We start from the raw sequence: 17,762 nt of genomic DNA on the forward strand, positions 1-17,762 counted from the left end.
CGTGAGGATCGGGGTACGGCTTACTTCTTGACCGAGAACTTGGAGGCGATGAAGCGGGCGAGCAGGTTGAGGGTGACCACCAGGATCACCAGGGTGAGAGCTGCACCCCACAGGCGCTCGTTCGAAGGTCCGGTTGCGCCGGCCTTCCACATATCGAGCATGAACAGCGGCAGCGAAGACTGCGGCTGGTTGAACATGTGGTTCCAGTTCATCGCCGGGTTGGAGCCCACGAGGATCAGCACCGGAGCGGACTCGCCCATGACGCGGGCGATAGCCAGCATGATGCCGGTGACGATACCGGAGAGCGCGGTCGGCAGGACGATGCGTGCGATGGTCTTCCACTTCGGGACACCAAGCGCGTAAGTGGCCTCGCGCAAGTCCATCGGCACCACGCGGAGCATCTCCTCGGTGTTACGGACCACGACCGGGATCATGAGCAGAATCAGCGACAGTGACACTGCGAAGCCGGAGCGCTGCTGGCCCAGCATGGTGATCCACAGAGCGTAGATGAACAGGGCGGAAACGATGGACGGAACGCCGGAGAGGATGTCCACCATGAAGGTGGTCAGCTTGCCAAGGCGGTTGCCGTTGGAGTACTCGACCAGGTAGATCGCGGTGAAGATACCGATCGGGATGGCGAACAGGGAGGCAACCAGGGTCTGCAGGAGCGTACCGACGATCGCGTGAGCAGCACCGCCGCCCTCCTTGGTCGCACGGATGCCAACCATGTCGCTGGTCCACCAGTGGCCGGAGAAGACCTGCTCGTAGCCACGGGAGATAACGGTAATGAGGACCCAGAGCAGCGGAATCAACGCCAGGATCATGCACAGCCACAGCAGACCGCTCATGATGTTGTTCACGGTCTTGCGGCCCTGGGAGATGTCGGTGAACGGGGAACCGTCGCTGGCGCGAACCGGGGTCTTCGCCGAAGTGGTCGTTGTGGTCGTTGTGGTCGTCGTCTCGGAGACGGACTGGCCACCGTTGTCAGGAGTCGGGACAGCAGTAGACATTGTCAGGCTCCTCCTTCCTACTTGTTCACGATCGCGCGGGCGATCGAGTTGACGATGAAGGTCAGGACGAACAACACGAGACCGGCGGCGATGTAGGCACCGGCTGAGGTCGGGTTGTTGAACTCTGCGGACGCGTTCGCGATAGCGGTCGCGAAGGTGGTGCCGCCGTCGAAGAACGAGCCGCGGTACTCGTTGGCCGGAGCGACCACCATGTAGAGCGCCATGGTCTCGCCGAGCGCGCGGCCGAGGCCGAGCATGGAACCAGCGATGAAACCGGACCAGCCGAACGGAACCACGGTCATGCGCACGACTTCCCAGCGGGTGGCGCCGAGCGCCAGAGCGGACTCGATCTGGCCGGGAGGGGTCTGCACGAAGACCTCGCGGGCGGTTGCGGCGATGATCGGCAGGATCATGATCGCCAGCACGATGCCACCGGTGAGCACGTTACGGCCGGTCGCGAACGGCGGAGAGTTTTGGTAGGTGGCGAACAGGAAGAAGTCGCCGCCCCAAGAGTTGACCCAGGTGTAGAACTTGCCCAGCAGCGGGCCGAGCACCTGCGCACCCCATAGACCGAAGACGATCGACGGCACCGCGGCGAGCATGTCCACCAAGGTGGCCAGCGGGCGCACCAGCTGCTTCGGGCAGTAGTTGGATAGGAACAGCGCGATACCGAGTGCAATCGGCATGGCGATGACCAGTGCGATCAGGGAGATCGTCAGCGTGGAGAAGAACAGGTTCGGAATACCGAAACGCATGTCATCCAGGTTCGCGGTGGACCACTGGCCGCCGTAGGTGAAGAAGTTCTCCTGGTTACGGCGCAGCGGGTCAAATGCCTGGATCAACAGGAACAGACCGACGGCTGCAACCAGAACGGTGATCAGCGCGGCGGAAAAGGTAGAGAGGAATTCGAAGACGCGGTCGCCCGGGCGCTTCACGCCGGCGCCGCCGCCTGTCTGCGGGGTGCCCTCGGTGGCCGGGTCTTGGCCCTTTTGCACGGGTGCGCCAGTGGATTCTTGCTCAACGGCGTGATCACGAGTAGCCGGGCCAGCGCCGCGGTTATCGTGCTCAGATGCTGGCAATTCGTTGTCAGCCATAGTCACAATTCCTTTGGGTGAGATATGAGACATGTAAGGAGAAGTGGGATGCGAAGACAACTCAAGCACACCCCGACATAGATACGCCCCCCTAACGAATAAGGATCGGAAGGGGGGACGCACCCTGCCAGAGCACGGCTTTCAGCCCACTCCGGCAAGCAAGGCGCTTAGCCGTTGATTGCGTTCACAGCGTCACGCAGGCGCTCGAGGTGGGAGCCGGAAACCGGGATGAAGCCCTCGCCCTCAAGCTCGGAGTCCTGGCGATCCAGAGCGATGTTCAGGAAGTCCTTGACCAGGTTTGCGGTGGAGTCGTCGTAGCCAGCGGAGCAGACGATCTCGTAGGTGGTCATGACGAGCGGGTATGCACCGTCCTCGTGCTGGGCGAACAGAGCCTTGGAGTCGACGACCATGTTGTGGCCCTCGGTCTTGAACTCCATCTTGTCCAGAGCGGTGCCAACGTTCTCAGCGGTGAGTTCGACCGGGCCAGCGCCGAAGTCGACGTTTGCCTTCTGCTCAGCGAAGCCAGCCTCAACGTAGGTGATTGCACCCGGGGTCGCGTTGACCTCCTGAGCCACGCCGGAGGAACCGTTTGCGCCGGTGCCAACTGCGTTCGGGAATGCCTTGCCCTCGCCGGTCCACTTGCCATCGGAAGCAGCAGCCAGGAACTTCTGGAAGTTGTCGGAGGTGCCGGACTCGTCGGAACGGAAGAACACGCGGATCTCCTGATCCGGCAGTTCGGTGCCCTCGTTGTTCGCAGCGATTGCCTCGTCGTTCCAGTTGGTGATGTTGCCCTGGAAGATGTCGACCAGGTTGTCAACGGAGAGGTTGACCTCGTCAACGCCGTCCAGGTTGTATGCGATAGCGATCGGGCCGATCACCATCGGAAGGTGCCAAGCCTCGTTGCCGCCGCAACGCTCCTTAGCCTGCTCAGCCTCGTCGTCCTTCAGAGCGGAGTCGGAGCCTGCGAAGGTGGCCTGGTTCGCGATGAAGTTCTTGATGCCCGCGCCGGAACCGGACGGGTTGTAGGCCAGGTTTGCGCCCGGAACCTCGGCAGCGTACTCAGCGCCGAAGTACTCCATAGCGTTCTGCTGGGAGGAAGCGCCCTCAGCAACCAGGGTGCCGGTCTCGCCGGAGAGCTCGTAGTCACCCTTCTCAGCGCCAGCGGCATCGGTGCTGTCGGAGGAGGTGCTGTCTGCAGCGGTGGTAGCTGCGGTGTCCTTGGTGGAGTCGGTGCTGTTGGAGTCATCACCACATGCAACAAGGGTGGCGGAGGAGAGTGCGGCGATGCCTGCGAGTGCGGCGGTGCGCTTGAAGTTGCGGATCACGGGATACCTTTCCGGTTCTTGGTAGATCAATGCAAGAGCATCGGTCCCTCAGGGATGCGCCTGGGATTGCTGAGTGCGAACCCAGATCACGTCCGAATACTCACGTCACTTAAAGGTACGGCCCGGTGGTTAACCTCTGGTGTCGAGTCAAGTGAACAATCCGTAAACTCTCAGCGATCAACGTAAACTTGCAGCTAGATCGCGCGATATTGATAGACGACGTGGGATTCTGCGACTGTGAACCCGATCTCTTTGTACCGCTTCACCGCCGGCCGATTATCCGCTTCCACATACAGGATGACCTGCGAAGACCCCCGCTCCACCAGGTGATTCAGCCCTGCCTGCATGAGCGGTCCCCCCATTCCCTCCCCCCGGTAGGCGGAAGCCAGGCCGACCACGTACACCTCGCCGACCTTGCCCGGATGCTCTTTGGTCCAGTGAAACCCAGCCAATTCCTCGCCGTCGTACAGCAGCCACACGCCGCGCGGGTCAAACCACTCAGTATCCATTCCCCGCCGCAGCCGCTCCAGGTCCCACCCACCCTGCTCCGGGTGCCAGGAGAAGGCATCGTTGTTCACCTCGAGCCATTGCTTATCGACGCTCCCCTGTCCCCACCGCGCACACGCATCGGCATAGTCCAGCAACTCGAAGCCCTCTGGAAGCGCGATCTCCGCCTCAAGCTCGTCCGCGTCGATGGACATCACCAGCAGTTCGCGCGTCACCACCATGCCTTTGGCCGCGGCGAACGCTTGGGCGGCGGGAAGGTTGCCGTGGGCCCAGAATTGCGGTTGGGACGAGGCGTCGATAAGCGAAAGAAGCTCTGTGCCGACCCCTTGCCTGCGATGTGCTGGGTGAACGACCAGCTCAACCGCACCATCCGGCGCGCAGGCCGCAAGGCCGGCAACATCCTCGCCACGCCGAACCTCATGGTGGGTGTGGTTGAGGGAGGTGTCTTCCAGGCCGCGGAGGAACTGCTCGGAGAGCGGCGCGATGCCGTCGTGCGACTCCGCAGCGGCGATCAGCTGAGCGATAGTAACGGTCATGCCCCGAGACTACGCTGGGAAACCATGAGTGAAAACGAGACCGTAAACGAAGACCCGAACAAGCAGCCCCTCGACGGTTCGGCGGCCGTGAACCTGGCGGCGGAGCAAGCCAAGAACACCGCGCACCGCAACATTCCACCGCATGGATTTGAAAACTTCCCGCTCGAGGACGACACCGCGAACCTGCGGCAGGGGCCTTCGCTTCACGACGGCCTCTTGGCGCTGCTCCCCCTGGTGGGCGTGTGGCAAGGCAGCGGTCAGGCCAACGACCACGGCGAGGAATACGCCTTTGGCCAGCAGCTGGTGATTTCGCACGATGGCGAGAACTACCTGCGCTTCGAATCGCGGCTGTGGCGCTTGGATGAGAACGGCGAATCGACCGGCGCCGATCAGCGCGAAGTGGGGTTCTGGCGGATCTCCGAATCCGATGAGATCGAGGTGACGTTGACCAACTCGCGCGGCCTTGTAGAGGTGCTGTATGGCTCGATGCGCAACGAGCGGGCGTGGCAGCTGGAGAGCGCGTCGACTATCGCCACGGAGACCGGCCCGGCCGATCACGGTCCCGGCAAGCGCCTGTACGGTCTGATGCCGAACAACAACCTCGGCTGGGTAGACGAGCGCCTGGTAGACGGCGAGCTCGTGCCGTACATGTCGGCAGAGCTGCAGCGCATCGCTGGTTAGCCCCGTGTCAGTTCAGCGCTTTGGTGATGAGCTCGCGGATCTCCGCCTCATTGTCCGGCGCTGGCAAGGTCTTGCCATTGAGCTCGGTGACGCGGGCGCAAATGCGCGTGGAGCTGACCAGCCACACTGATTCCGTGCCATAGAGCTCGCCGAGCGCGATATCCTTTTCTTTGCATTTCCACCCCTGCTTGGTGGCGTAGTCGAAAACTGCCGCCTGGGTGGTTCCCGCCAGGATGCCCGGCCCGGGCGCCGGGGTGCGCAGGCGCTGGCCTTTTTTCACCATGATGACGGAACTCGTCGAACCCTCGAGGACGCGCTCGGTGCCGCGCTCTATGTAAATAACGTCGTCCGCGCCTTTTCCGCGTGCCCAGCGCAAGGCGGCCATCGTCGCGGCGTAGTTGAGCGTCTTCGCTTCCGCACCCAGCCACTCCACGTCTGGTTCAACCGTGTAGCCGCGCGGCGTAGTCACCACTTTCACGCCCTGCTCGCGCTGCGCTAGAACGTCTGCCGGGATGGGGCGCACCGTGAGCCACGCGGTTGGCACACCGGTGGTCTCACGGCCGCGCGTCATCGTCCAGACACACTTCGCCTCGATCTTTGCCGGGTCCTGCGCCCGCTCGCGGCAGTAGTCGGCGACGGCCTCAGCGGTGACGCGCGCCCACTGCTCCCCGACCGGTTCCGGCAACTCCAGCGCCGCTGCAGAACGAGCGAAGCGGGCGAGGTGCTTTTGCAGATTCTTGGCCTCGCCGCCTCGTACCAACACGGTTTCAAAGATGCCGTCGCCACGCGTGAGCCCCGCATCATCCCAGAACACGTGCGGGGTGTGCGGGCTTTGTCTGCGGATGGATCCCCCAAACGGCTCCACCAGGTAGATCACGGGTTCCGGCGGAAGGAGTGATTGATGGTCAAGGCCCTGACCTGCGTGTCCCATAGCCCACCATTATGCACCTATGATCGGTGCGCATGGCACAGTCCTATTCCTCGCCACTGCTCGCTCTTCCCGGCGCGGTGCCGGATGAGGCCACCGGGGTCGCACTGCACTACGGCAACCCGCTCGCTGAGCAGCGCCGCATGCGGGAGCACCCCGCGCTGATCGACCGCTCCCACCGTGCCGTCGTGCGCGTCGGCGGTCCGGACGCGGCGACGTTTTTGAACAATTTGCTTTCGCAGAAACTTGATGACGTTCCAGCCGGCTTCGGCGGATCCGCCCTGGACCTGGACATGCAGGGCCACGTGCTCCACCACGTCGACGTGATCTTCAACGGCGATGCATTCTACTTCGACATGCCACGCGCCCAGCACGAAAGCTTCGTCGACTACCTGACCCGCATGAAGTTCTGGTCCGACGTGACCATCGAAGACACTGATCTAGCAGTGGTCACCGTGCTCGGCGGCGGCTCCATCCCCGGCGCAGACATGACGCGCGCCGTGCCCTTTGGCGCATGGTTGCGTATCGACGGCCTCGTGCCCCGCGAATCCCTCCACCACGCCGCCACCGAATTTTCGCGCGAGATCGGCAACGTGGTCGGGCTCATGGCGTTTGAAGCCGCGCGTGTGCGCGCGATGGAGCCGGAGCTCGGCGTCGACCTCGACTCCAAGTCGATTCCGCACGAGGTGCCGCGCTTCATAGCGCGCGGTGAAGCACCGCTCTACCCGGCCGCCGTTCACCTGAACAAGGGTTGCTACCGCGGGCAGGAGACGGTGGCGCGAGTAGAGAACCTCGGCCGCTCTCCCAGGTTGCTGGTGATGTTGCAGCTCGATGGGTCGTCGCCAAGCGAACCCCAAGTGGGAGCCGCAATCACCGCTGGGCCTGGGGGGCGGACGGTGGGCCGTTTAGGCACCGTCGTGCACGATGCCGACGAGGGTCCGATCGCGCTGGCGTTGGTGAAACGCTCCGCGCTAGAGGGGCCACTGGAGATCGACGGTACCGCCGCAGTGGTTGATGCCGCTTCCCTGCCTACCGACGAAGGCGAGCACGCCGGCCGGCGCGCAGTGGAAGGCCTGCGCCGCGGTACCGGCCCCGGGGTCTAGGAGCGGAATTCGCAGCGTATAGGGCCGAGGCGAATTTTCATTTTGTTTTGGCTATGATGTCTGGCAGGACAAACACTTTTCGAACTTAAGAACCACCTCAAGGGGGTCACGCCATGGGTCGCGGACGCGCAAAAGCGAAGCAGACCAAGGTCGCTCGCCAGCTCAAGTACAACTCTCCTGAAATGGATCTGGATTCCTTGCAGCGGGAGCTTGCGGGCCAAAACCCGGAGTCCAGCTGGGACGATGACGAGGCGGACACCGAATACGGTGACTACTCCGATTGGAACGACGAGTACGGCCAAGACAAGCGCGCAGCCCGCTAGCTGCACAACCTCACAGCCCGAAGCAAGCAAAAGCGCACCCCGAGTTTGAACTGGGGTGCGCTTCGCGCGTACGAGCTAGTACTGCGGGTGCGTGCCGCTGAGCACAGCGCGGGCGGTGTCCTCGCCGTCTTCGCCCGAGTGCGCAGCGCGGACCTCACCGAGCACCCAGCTGTCGATGTGGCGCGCAGCCAGGATCGCCAGCGCGCGGTCGCGGTCCGCGGGCGAGACGACGGCGACCATGCCGACGCCCATGTTGAAAGTCTTCTCCATCTCCTCATCCGGCACCTGGCCGATCGAGCGGATGGTGCGAAAGATCTGCCCTGGCGTCCAGGTGGCGCGGTGCATCTCGGCGACCAAGCCCTCCGGGATCACGCGCTCCATATTGCCCGCGAGCCCGCCACCCGTGACGTGGCAGAAGGTGCGCACGTCGCATTCGGCTGACAGTTCCAAGCAATCCAGCGCATAGATCCGAGTCGGTTCCAAGAGCTCGTCGCCAAGCGTGCGCCCGAGCTCCTCGATGTGACCGTCGAGCGGCAACCCGGCGCGCTCGAGCAGCACATGGCGCGCAAGCGAGTAGCCGTTGGAGTGCAGGCCGGACGATGCCATCGCAATGATGACATCGCCCTCGCGCACGCGGTGCGGTCCGAGCAACTCATCGGCCTCGACGACACCGATGGCGGTGGCGGAGACGTCGTAGTCGTCCTCTCCCATCACGCCCGGGTGCTCCGCGGTCTCGCCGCCGAGCAGCGCGCAGCCGGCCTGTACGCAGCCCTCGGCGATTCCGGCGACGATCTGCGCGACCTTTTCAGGCACGACCTTGCCAATCGCGATGTAGTCCTGCAAGAACAATGGCTCGGCGCCGCAGACCACGAGGTCGTCGACGCACATCGCGGCCAGATCGATGCCGATCGTGTCGTGCTTGTCCATCGCCTGCGCCACGGCGAGCTTCGTGCCCACGCCGTCGGAGCCGGCGGCCAGCAGCGGCTCTTTGTACTTGCCCAGCGCGAACAGGCCGGCGAACCCGCCTAAGCCACCGCGGACCTCGGGGCGGGTGGCGCGCCGCGCGTGGTCCTTGAACAGCTCGACGGCGCGGTCGCCTGCTTCGATGGAAACGCCGGTGGTCTCGTAGGAGACAGGTTGCTCAGTCATGACGCGGTTTCACCTTTCTGGATGCGGCGCACAAGCTCGGCATTCGGGTTGCCTTCCGGCAGCCCCAGCGGGTAGGAACCCGTGAAGCACGCGGCGCAGAGTGATTCGTGTGGGTGGGAGGAGGCTTCCACGATGTCGTCGATAGGCACGAAAGCGAGACTGTCCGCGCCGATCATGGTGCGGATCGACTCTGAGATTTCTTCGTCCGAGCCGCCGCGCCCGTGGTTGGCAATCAGCTCGCCGGGGCTGGCGAAGTCGATGCCGTAGAAGCACGGCCACTTCACCGGCGGCGACGCGATGCGCACGTGCACCTCGCCGGCGCCGGCTTCGCGCAGCATGCGGATCAGTTTGCGCTGCGTGTTGCCGCGCACGATGGAGTCATCCACCACCACAAGCCGCTTGCCCTCAATCACTTCGCGCACCGGGTTGAGCTTCAGGCGCAGCCCCAGCTGGCGCAGGGTATCGGACGGCTGAATGAACGTGCGCCCCACATACGCGTTCTTCATCAGCCCCTGCTTGAACGGGATGCCGGACTCCTCCGCGTACCCGATCGCCGCGGGAGTGCCGGATTCGGGCACAGGCATGACCAGGTCTGCATCCACAGGGAGCACTTTTGCTAATCGACGCCCAATGTCAATCCGCGCACTGTTCACACTTTGCCCATCAATGATGGAGTCGGGCCGCGCGACATACACGTACTCGAAGACACAGTGCGCTCGCGGGGTCTCCGCGAAGCGTTCAGAGTGCACGCCTGATTCGTCGACCCAGACCAGCTCGCCCGGCTCAATGTCGCGCACGAACGACGCGCCGACAATGTCCAGCGCACAGGTCTCCGACGCGATTACCCATCCCCCGTCAAGGCGGCCCAGCGACAGCGGGCGCACCCCGTGTGGGTCGCGCGCAGCGTAGAGCGTGTGCCCGTCGGTGATCATGAAGCAGTACGCGCCTTTGACGCGCGGCAGCAGTTCACGGCACGCGTCCAAGAGCGTCTTGCCGTCTCTGATCAGGTCCGTGAGCAGCGCCGAAACCACCGCCGTATCGGAGGAGGAACCCTGGCCCTCCACACCGGAAGCCGGCACCAGCTTCTTTTCAATCGCCTCCGCCTGCAGCTCGGCGTAGTTGATCAGATTGCCGTTATGCGCAAGCGCCACATCGGTGCCGTTGGGCGAGGTGCGAAACATCGGTTGGACGTTTTCCCAAGAGTTCCCGCCCGCCGTGGAGTAGCGAGTGTGCCCAATGGCCACCTCACCGTGCAGCGCATTGAGCACCGACTCGTCGAACACCTGGCTGACCAGGCCGGTGTCCTTGAACACCACGATGTTCTCTTGGTCGCCGACCGCGATGCCGGCGCCTTCCTGGCCGCGGTGCTGCAGAGCGAAAAGGCCGAAGTACGTCAGCTTGGAGACGTCTTCCTCCGGCGCCCACACGCCGAAAACGCCGCATTCTTCCCGGGGTTGGTCTTCCACGCCAACCACTGTAACTGAGACCATCTACCCGAGCGGAATTACCGGCAGGCCACGCCCAACATCGCTCGCGCGCGACCCGGAGGCATCCACCGTGCCCGCCGCGACTTCCGCGTCGAGAGTGGTCAGCCCGGTTGCCAACCGCAGCCATGTGCGAGGGTCGGTCTCCACAACGTTCGGCGGCGTGCCTCGCGTGTGGCGGGGGCCGTCGATAAGCTGCACCGCAACAAAGGGTGGCACACGCAGCTCAACCGTATGCCCCGGCAACTCCTCGGCGAGGGTGCGCGCGGTGGTCCGGCAGGCCTGGGCCAGTTCGCTTCTCGACGGCTCCTTTGATCCCGCATCCCGAACCCATTCCGCCACGGCTTCCACCGCGGCTCGAGTTTCGGCAGGATCCGTTCGTTTCGCCATAGGCCCATACTAGGGTTTGGTGCTATGTCAAACACACCTGTGCCCGTTGAGAAATCTTCTTCCATCACGCTGCGGTTTATGGCCGCGCCGACCGACGTGCTGCATGCCGGTGCGCACGGGGTTTCCGGCGGCCGCGTGCTGGAGTGGATCGATAAGGCGGCGTACGCCTGTGCGACGCAGTGGTCGGGAACGTATTGTGTCACCGCGTATGTCGGGCATATTCACTTCACACGCCCGATTCCCTCGGGTCACATCGTGGAGGTGCGTTCGCGCATCGCGATGACGGGGCGCTCCTCCATGCACATCGTCAATGAGGTGCTCTCCGCCGACCCACGCCACGGCAAGTTCACCCGCGCGTGCGACTGCCTGGTGATCTTCGTGGCCAAAGACACCGAGACCGGCAAGCCCATGGCAGTGCCCACCTTCGTGCCCACCACCGAAGAGGAGCGCCGCGTAGCCGATGCTGCTTTATCGCGCATCGACCTGCGCAAGGCCATCGAAGAAGAGATGTCGGGCCAGACCTACACCGACGACTCGACCGCGCCGCGGCTCATACACCGCTTCCTGGCCAAGCCCACGGACGTGAACTGGGGCGGCAACGTGCACGGCGGCACTGCGATGGAGTGGATCGACGAGGCAGGCGCGGCCTGCACTATGGAGTGGTCCGGCGAGCGCACCGTTGCGGTGTACGCGGGCGGAATCCGCTTTTACCACCCGATTCACATTGGCGACCTGATCGAGGTGGAGGCGCGCCTGACCCGCACCGACACCCGCTCGCTGCACACCTCGATCCACGTGCGCTCCGGCGATCCGCGCGGCGGGCGCGGCGCGCTGACCGAAGCGATTCACGCGTCGGTGACGTACTTGGGCATCGACATAGACGGCGAGGCACTGCCGGCGCGCCCCTTCACCCCGGCCACGGACGAGGACCAGCGGCTGTGGGAGCACACGCAGCGCCTCAAAGACCTGCGCGCGCAGTACGAGCCGGAGCCGCTGGTCGAGCCGATGCCGGCGGCGCAGCGCATCGACTAGCGCCTGCTCCCAATCTTCCGCCCCGCCCAGTCTCAACCCGGCTTAGACCGCGGAGTTGGGTGCGGTGGCGTGGTCGAAGTGGCTCGGCATCGTCGCCGCCCAGGCCTGGGCAAGGTCGTCCATCTCGATCGAGGTGTCGCCGAGGTGCAGCGTGCCGTCGTTAAGCGTGGAGCCCACGACTGCAACCGGAATGCCTGCGGAAACTGCGCGCTCGACGGCGATGTCGGCGCGGTCGCGCGTGACGGCGATGAGCACGCGGGAGGCGGACTCGGAAAACAGCGCGGTGAACAGGTCCTCGTGCACCGGCGAGAGGTCGAGCTGCGCGCCCAGGTCGGAGCCGAGCAGCATCTCGAACAGAGCTTGCGAGAGGCCGCCCTCGGAGAGGTCGTGCGCTGCAGAGATGGTGTCGCTGCCGTGCAGATACTCCGCGAGGCGCGCCTCGTTGGCTAGATCGACCTGCGGCGGCAGGCCGGCCAGGCCTTGGCCGGAGATGTCCTGCCACACGGAGCCGCCGAACTCGTCCTTGGTCTCGCCGAGGAGGATCAGCGTGTACTCCTCGTCGCCTGCGGTCAGCGCGTGCGGCAGCGCAGTGGAAACATCCTCGATCACGCCGAGCACGCCCACCACCGGGGTCGGCAGAATCGGGGTATCGCCGGTTTGGTTGTAGAAGCTGACGTTGCCGCCGGAGACGGGAATGGCCAGCTCGGCGGCGCCGTCGGCAAGGCCGTGCACTGCCTCGCGGAACTGCCACATGACGTCCGTGTTCTCCGGGGAGCCGAAGTTCAGGCAGTTCGTCACCGCAACCGGGGTCGCGCCGGTGACTGCGACGTTGCGGTACGCCTCCGCCAACGCGAGGCGCGCTCCCATGTTCGGGTCGAGGAAGGTGTAGCGCCCGTTCGCATCCGCGGACACTGCAACACCGCGGTTGGACTCTTCGTTGATGCGCAGCACACCCGAGTTGGCGTACTTCGCCTGCACGGTGTTGCCGCGCACGTAGCGGTCGTACTGCTGGGTGATGAAGTCGCGCGAGCACAGCTGCGGCGAGGCCACCATCTTCAGCCAGGTGCCAACGATGTCGTCGCTCTTTTCAACCTCGGTCTTCGTCTGCACGCCGTCGAGCCACTGCGGGCGCTCGAAAGGCCGGTTGTACACAGGGCCTTCATCGATTGTCGACGGAGGCGCCTCGAGCACCAGCTCGCCCTGGTGGTACACCGCGAGGCGGTCGGCTTCATCCGTGACCTCACCGATCACGGCCGCGTTGACGTCCCACTTCGCGCAAATCTCCATGAAGCGGTCGACGCTTTCCGGCGCGACCACAGCGCACATGCGCTCCTGCGATTCGGAGGCGAGGATCTCTGCCGCCGTCATGTTCTCTGCGCGCAGCGGCACCTGGTCGAGGTCGACGCGCATGCCGCCGTCACCGGCCGCGGCCAGCTCCGAGGTGGCACACGCCAGCCCGCCGCCGCCGAGGTCCTGAATGCCCACGACCACGCCAGCGTGGTAGAGCTCGAGACAGCACTCGATGAGCACCTTCTCCGCGAACGGGTCGCCCACCTGCACAGCCGGGAGCTTGCGCTCCTCGCCTTCCTCGAAGGTGGCGGAGCCGAGCACGCTCACACCGCCGATGCCGTCGAGGCCGGTGCGCGAGCCGAAGAGAATGACCTTGTTGCCGGTGCCGGAAGCGAACGCGAGGTGCAGATCCTCCACCTTCAGCGTGCCCACGCACAGCGCGTTGACCAGCGGGTTGCCAATGTAGGCCTCGTCGAACACCGTCTCGCCGCCAATGTTGGGCAGGCCGAGACAGTTGCCGTAGCCACCGATGCCGTGCACCACGCCCGGCAACACACGCTTGGTGTCCTCCGCATCCAGCGGGCCGAAGCGGAGCTGATCCATCACCGCGATCGGGCGCGCGCCCATGGCCATGATGTCGCGCACGATGCCGCCAACGCCTGTCGCGGCACCTTGGTAGGGCTCCACAAACGACGGGTGGTTGTGCGACTCCACACGGAAGGTCACGGCGTCGCCGCCGCCGATGTCAACCACGCCAGCGTTCTCGCCGATGCCGGCGAGCAGTTTCGCGGCCATTTCCTCGGTCATGGTTTCGCCGAAGTAGCGCAAGTGCACCTTCGATGATTTGTAGGAGCAGTGCTCGGACCACATCACCGAGTACACGGTGAGCTCCGCGTCCGTCGGGCGGCGGCCGAGGATGCCAACGATCTTCTGATACTCGTCGTCTTTGAGCCCCAGTTCGGCGTAGGGTTGCGCCTGGTCCGGGGTGGCTTTCGCGTTCTCGACGGTGTCGTTTACTACTCTTGCTGCAGTCACAGTTACGCTCCGATCTTCGAAATCGCGGCGATGGCGGAAGTGAACAGGCTGAGCCCGTCGGTGGACGGCCCGGTCAGCGTCTCAATCGCGTGCTCGGGGTGTGGCATGAGACCAACGACGCGGCCGGTCTCGTTGGTTACGCCGGCGATGTTGTTCATCGAGCCGTTGAAGTTGTCGGTGTAGCGGAACACCACGCGACCTTCTTTTTCCAGCGCTTCGATAGTCTCCGGCGCGGCCTGAAAGCGGCCCTCACCGTGTTTGGCGGGAACGAGGATCTTCTGGCCCTGCTCGAACTCGCTGGTCCACGCCGTCTCGGCGTTCGCTACCTCGAGGTAGGTGTCCACGCAGTGGAAGTTGAGGTTCTGGTTACGCGTGAGCGCACCCGGCAGCAGCCCGGATTCGGTGAGGATCTGGAAGCCGTTGCAGATGCCCAATACCGGCATGCCCTTGCCCGCGGCCTCGACCACGGCACCCATCATCGGTGCGAGCGCGGCGATCGCGCCCGAGCGCAGGTAGTCGCCGTAGGAAAAACCGCCGGGGACCACGACGGCATCGATGCCGGTGAGGTCTTCGTCGGCGTGCCACAGGGCTTTCGGCTCGGCTCCGGCAAGGCGGACGGCGCGCAACGCGTCAACGTCGTCAAGCGTGCCCGGAAATGTGATGACCCCGATGGTTGCGCTCATCGCACAACCTCGAAATCCTCGATGACCGTGTTGGCGAGCAGGGTCTCGGCGACGCGGCGGAGCTCTTCGTCGGTGACGGAATCATCCACCTCAATCTCGAACCGCTTGCCCTGGCGCACATCGGCGACCCCCTCGACCCCGATGCGGCCCAGCGCGCGGAGCACAGCTTGGCCCTGAGGATCCAGAATTTCAGCCTTGGGCATGACATTTACGACGACTCGTGCCATGAGAATCCTTTGTGTTGTAAGAGGTTGGAAGCCTTTCGCAAGTATAACGGAGGCCTCCAACACGCCGAGATCGGCAGTGAGCGGACACCAGGTACGTCCAGAGATGTGAATGCGCTTGAGGCTAGCTGGCAGCTTCCCGTGCGAAGTTATAAAAGCTGAGTTATCTTAGCCGGGCAAAACCCCTGCCCCTTCTCTTTCCCCGAGGTTTCCCACCATGCGCGTTCACTCCCACCGGGCCCTCAGCGCGACTTTCGCCATCGCGCTCGCAGCCGGCACCGTTTCCGTCGTCTCCCCCACTGCAGAGGCCGCTCCGGACGGCTCGAACATCATCATCAACGAGGTCTACGGAGGCGGCGGTAACAGCGGCTCCGTGTACAACAACGACTTCGTCGAGCTTTTCAACCCCACCTCTACCCCGATCGATCTCACCGGCTGGACCCTCAACCAGTACTCGGCCAAGGGTAACCTCGGCGGCTCCGCGCAGCTCACCGGCATCATCCCGGCCGGCGGCTACTTCCTCATCCAGGGCCAGGCCGGCAACTCCCCGTCGCAGGACCTGCCCACCCCGGATGCAGAGGGCAAGTTCAACTTCAGCGGCAGCGAGGCCATCGCAGAGCTTGTCGACGCCAACGGTCAGGTCGCCGACCTCCTCGGCTGGGGCGGAGCGCAGAAGTTCGAGACCGCGCCCGCAGCGAAGACCAAGAACAGCACCTCCGTACAGCGCACAGTCGAGGGCGTTGACTCCGACAACAACGCCGGCGATTTCGTCGTCGCCGACCCGACCCCGATGAACTCCGGCGGCGAGCAGCCTGCACCGCAGCCGAACCCAGATCCGAACCCAGAGCCCAACCCGGATCCCCAACCCCAACCCCAGCCGACCGGCCCGGTCACCATCGCTGAGATCCAGGGGCCCGGCGCGACTTCCCCGCTCGAGGGCCAGACGGTGACCACCCGCGGCGTGGTCACCGCCGTCTACAACGAGGGCGGCCGCAACGGCTTCTACATGCAAACCCCGGGTGCCGGCCAGACCAAGGGCACGGGTGACGCTTCCGACGCGATCTTCGTCTACATGGGCAAGGCCGCTCCGCAGGACTACCCGGCGCGTGGTGCGTACGTTGAGGTCACCGGCGAGGTCAACGAGTTCAATACCTCCACCCAGCTCTCGCGCGTCTCCGTCGCACTGGTCGATGAGGCAATCGATCCCGTCATCCCGGTACAGCTGGAGCGTCTTCCCGACGGCGACGAGGCACGCGAGCGCTACGAGGGCATGCTGGTCAAGCCCGGCGTGCACACCGTGACCGACAACTACAGCTTTAACACCTACGGTGAGTTCGGCGTCGTCCCAGGCACCGAGGCGCTGCGCCAGCCGACCGACATGATGGCGCCGGGTGCGGATGCATACGCCCTCGAGCAGGCACAGCGCGCGAACATTGTCTTGCTTGACGATGCCTCAACGTACAACTTCTTCCGCAACGACAAAGATGTTCCGCTGCCGTACCTGGAGACTTCGGACCAGGGCATCCGCTCCATGCGCGTCGGCGACCAGCTGGAGTTCAAGGACTCGGGCGTGATCGTGGAGTATTCCTTCGACGCATGGCGCTTCCAGCCGCTGGTGCCGTTGACCGGCAAGAGCCCGGAGGAAGACCTCCCGGTGACCTGGGAGGACACCCGCGCCGCGGTGCGCAACGTGCCGAGCCAGGTTGAGGGCGACTACTCCGTCGGCTCGTTCAACGTGCTGAACTACTTCACCACCCTCGGCGAGACCGAGTCCGGCTGCAAGGCGTACACCGACCGCTTCGGCGCCCCGATCGCGGCAAACCAGTGCTCCGTGCGCGGCGCGTTTAGCCAGCAGGCTTTCCAGGATCAGCAAGACAAGATCGTGTTGGCCATCAACGAGCTCGACGCGTCCGTCGTCGGCCTCATGGAGGTTGAAAATACCGCGCGTACGTCTGGTGACGTGAGCCGTCGCGACGAGTCCTTGGCAAACCTGGTCGCCGAGCTGAATAAGGCTGGAGGCAACTGGGATTACGTGAAGTCCCCGGCCAAGCTGGGTACCGACGAGGACGTCATCCGCGTCGCGTTCATCTACAACAAATCCAAGGTCGAGCCGGTCGGCGAGTCCGTCATTTTCGACGACCCAGCGTTCACCGGCACCGCCCGCCAGCCGCTGGCCCAGGAGTTCAAGCCGGTTGGCGGCGCCGATGATCAGAGCTTCGTGGCGATTGTGAACCACTTCAAGTCCAAGGGCTCCGCCGTGCGTGGCGACGGGGATCAGCAGGACGGCCAGGCGAACTCCGCGCAGGTGCGAGTTGCGCAGGCGCAGGCGCTGCTTGACCACCTGGACCGCCAGAACCAGTGGGACGGCAAGCCGGTCCTCATCCTCGGCGACCTGAACTCCTACTCCCAGGAAGATTCGGTCAAGGCGCTCAACGGAGGCGGCTTCACCCTGGTGGAGCACAACGCGAAGCACAACCGCCCAGGCGCGGGTGCGGCGGCCCAGGAGTCGTCCTACACCTTTGGCAAGCACGTCGGCTCCCTCGACCACGTGCTTGCGAACGCCGCAGCCCAGGAGCTGGTGCAGGACGCCGCGGTATGGAACATCAACGCGGATGAGCCGATCGTGTTCCAGTACTCGCGACGCAACTACCACGGCTCCGACCTGTTCCAGAACGACAACCCGTTCGCAGCATCGGACCACGACCCGGTCAAGGTCGGCTTCAACCTGAAGACTAACGGCTCCACCCCGACCACTCAGCCGCCGCTGACCACTCAGCCGCCGCTGACCACTCAGCCGACCCCCACTACCGAGCCGACTGCCCCGACCGCACCGACCGCACCCAGCAGCTCGGGCAAGGTGATCAGCTTCGTGTGGGGCGTGGTCTCCTCGATCCTGGGTGTGCTTGGCACGGTCGTCTCGAGGTTCTTCCGCTAGCCAGCCACCCCCAAGCGCCCACAAGCACGAATT

16 protein-coding genes are annotated in these 17,762 nt (G+C 64.5%); 5 read left to right on the forward strand and 11 right to left on the reverse strand.

From position 1 onward, the window contains the following. Window positions 1–20: 20 nt before the first annotated feature. From pstA to mshD, 4 genes are all read right to left on the reverse strand, one after another. On the reverse strand, window positions 21–1,010 hold the full coding sequence (gene pstA, locus CGLAUT_RS10190) for a phosphate ABC transporter permease PstA (RefSeq protein WP_290185017.1): 990 nt from the start codon (window positions 1,008–1,010) through the stop codon (window positions 21–23). A 17-nt stretch (window positions 1,011–1,027) separates the two neighbouring features. Next, the gene (pstC, locus tag CGLAUT_RS10195) at window positions 1,028–2,104 is read right to left on the reverse strand and encodes a phosphate ABC transporter permease subunit PstC (RefSeq protein WP_290185019.1); all 1,077 of its coding nucleotides are present in this window, start codon (window positions 2,102–2,104) and stop codon (window positions 1,028–1,030) included. A gap of 167 nt (window positions 2,105–2,271) precedes the next feature. Then, window positions 2,272–3,429 (reverse strand): phosphate ABC transporter substrate-binding protein PstS, encoded by a 1,158-nt coding sequence (gene pstS / locus CGLAUT_RS10200; RefSeq protein WP_425551686.1) that lies wholly within the window; start codon window positions 3,427–3,429, stop codon window positions 2,272–2,274. 194 nt (window positions 3,430–3,623) lie between these two features. Further along, window positions 3,624–4,472, reverse strand: a complete 849-nt coding sequence (gene mshD / locus CGLAUT_RS10205) for a mycothiol synthase (RefSeq protein WP_290185021.1) — start codon at window positions 4,470–4,472, stop codon at window positions 3,624–3,626. A gap of 24 nt (window positions 4,473–4,496) precedes the next feature. Between mshD and CGLAUT_RS10210 the strand changes: the two genes are divergently transcribed. Next, on the forward strand, window positions 4,497–5,153 hold the full coding sequence (locus tag CGLAUT_RS10210; protein WP_290185022.1) for a heme-binding beta-barrel domain-containing protein: 657 nt from the start codon (window positions 4,497–4,499) through the stop codon (window positions 5,151–5,153). A 7-nt stretch (window positions 5,154–5,160) separates the two neighbouring features. Here the strand turns inward: CGLAUT_RS10210 and CGLAUT_RS10215 are convergent, their stop codons facing one another. Next, window positions 5,161–6,084, reverse strand: coding sequence for an aminodeoxychorismate lyase (locus tag CGLAUT_RS10215; protein WP_095660634.1), 924 nt, complete (start codon window positions 6,082–6,084; stop codon window positions 5,161–5,163). Between the two features lie 32 nt (window positions 6,085–6,116). On the opposite strand from CGLAUT_RS10215, the gene ygfZ reads away from it, so the two are divergent. Together ygfZ and CGLAUT_RS10225 are read left to right on the forward strand one after the other, a co-directional pair. Beyond that, complete coding sequence (ygfZ, locus tag CGLAUT_RS10220) at window positions 6,117–7,184, forward strand: CAF17-like 4Fe-4S cluster assembly/insertion protein YgfZ (protein ID WP_290185023.1); 1,068 nt, start codon at window positions 6,117–6,119, stop codon at window positions 7,182–7,184. A gap of 113 nt (window positions 7,185–7,297) precedes the next feature. Continuing rightward, window positions 7,298–7,507, forward strand: coding sequence for a DUF3073 domain-containing protein (locus CGLAUT_RS10225; RefSeq protein ID WP_095660636.1), 210 nt, complete (start codon window positions 7,298–7,300; stop codon window positions 7,505–7,507). Window positions 7,508–7,582: 75 nt separating this feature from the next. On the opposite strand, the gene purM is transcribed toward CGLAUT_RS10225, so the two are convergent. Genes purM through CGLAUT_RS10240 form a run of 3 tightly spaced genes read right to left on the reverse strand, consistent with a single transcriptional unit; the run spans window position 7,583 to window position 10,530 of the window. Then, window positions 7,583–8,656 (reverse strand): phosphoribosylformylglycinamidine cyclo-ligase, encoded by a 1,074-nt coding sequence (purM, locus tag CGLAUT_RS10230; RefSeq protein ID WP_290185024.1) that lies wholly within the window; start codon window positions 8,654–8,656, stop codon window positions 7,583–7,585. Beyond that, window positions 8,653–10,122 (reverse strand): amidophosphoribosyltransferase, encoded by a 1,470-nt coding sequence (gene purF / locus CGLAUT_RS10235; RefSeq protein ID WP_425551685.1) that lies wholly within the window; start codon window positions 10,120–10,122, stop codon window positions 8,653–8,655. Before purF ends, purM begins: the two co-directional genes overlap by 4 nt. A 24-nt stretch (window positions 10,123–10,146) precedes the next feature. Further along, on the reverse strand, window positions 10,147–10,530 hold the full coding sequence (locus CGLAUT_RS10240) for a sterol carrier family protein (protein WP_095660639.1): 384 nt from the start codon (window positions 10,528–10,530) through the stop codon (window positions 10,147–10,149). A gap of 24 nt (window positions 10,531–10,554) precedes the next feature. Here CGLAUT_RS10240 and CGLAUT_RS10245 point away from each other — a divergent pair, with 24 nt between their 5' ends. Then, complete coding sequence (locus CGLAUT_RS10245; RefSeq protein WP_095660640.1) at window positions 10,555–11,562, forward strand: acyl-CoA thioesterase; 1,008 nt, start codon at window positions 10,555–10,557, stop codon at window positions 11,560–11,562. A 42-nt stretch (window positions 11,563–11,604) separates the two neighbouring features. Here CGLAUT_RS10245 and purL read toward each other — a convergent pair whose 3' ends face one another. From purL to purS, 3 genes are read right to left on the reverse strand one after another with little or no spacing between them, the layout of a single operon-like run. Then, window positions 11,605–13,887, reverse strand: a complete 2,283-nt coding sequence (gene purL, locus CGLAUT_RS10250; protein WP_290185028.1) for a phosphoribosylformylglycinamidine synthase subunit PurL — start codon at window positions 13,885–13,887, stop codon at window positions 11,605–11,607. Between the two features lie 2 nt (window positions 13,888–13,889). Then, the gene (purQ, locus tag CGLAUT_RS10255) at window positions 13,890–14,570 is read right to left on the reverse strand and encodes a phosphoribosylformylglycinamidine synthase subunit PurQ (protein WP_095660642.1); all 681 of its coding nucleotides are present in this window, start codon (window positions 14,568–14,570) and stop codon (window positions 13,890–13,892) included. Beyond that, window positions 14,567–14,797 carry a phosphoribosylformylglycinamidine synthase subunit PurS gene (purS, locus tag CGLAUT_RS10260; protein WP_095660643.1) on the reverse strand — a complete coding sequence of 77 codons (231 nt, stop codon included), beginning with the start codon at window positions 14,795–14,797 and terminating at the stop codon, window positions 14,567–14,569. The genes purQ and purS overlap by 4 nt, the downstream gene beginning before the upstream one ends. A gap of 214 nt (window positions 14,798–15,011) precedes the next feature. Here purS and CGLAUT_RS10265 point away from each other — a divergent pair, with 214 nt between their 5' ends. After that, complete coding sequence (locus CGLAUT_RS10265) at window positions 15,012–17,729, forward strand: ExeM/NucH family extracellular endonuclease (RefSeq protein ID WP_290185031.1); 2,718 nt, start codon at window positions 15,012–15,014, stop codon at window positions 17,727–17,729. The last annotated feature ends 33 nt before the right edge of the window (window positions 17,730–17,762 follow it).

It is taken from the genome of Corynebacterium glaucum, from assembly GCF_030408855.1.
Taxonomy (GTDB): Bacteria; Actinomycetota; Actinomycetes; order Mycobacteriales; family Mycobacteriaceae; genus Corynebacterium; species Corynebacterium glaucum.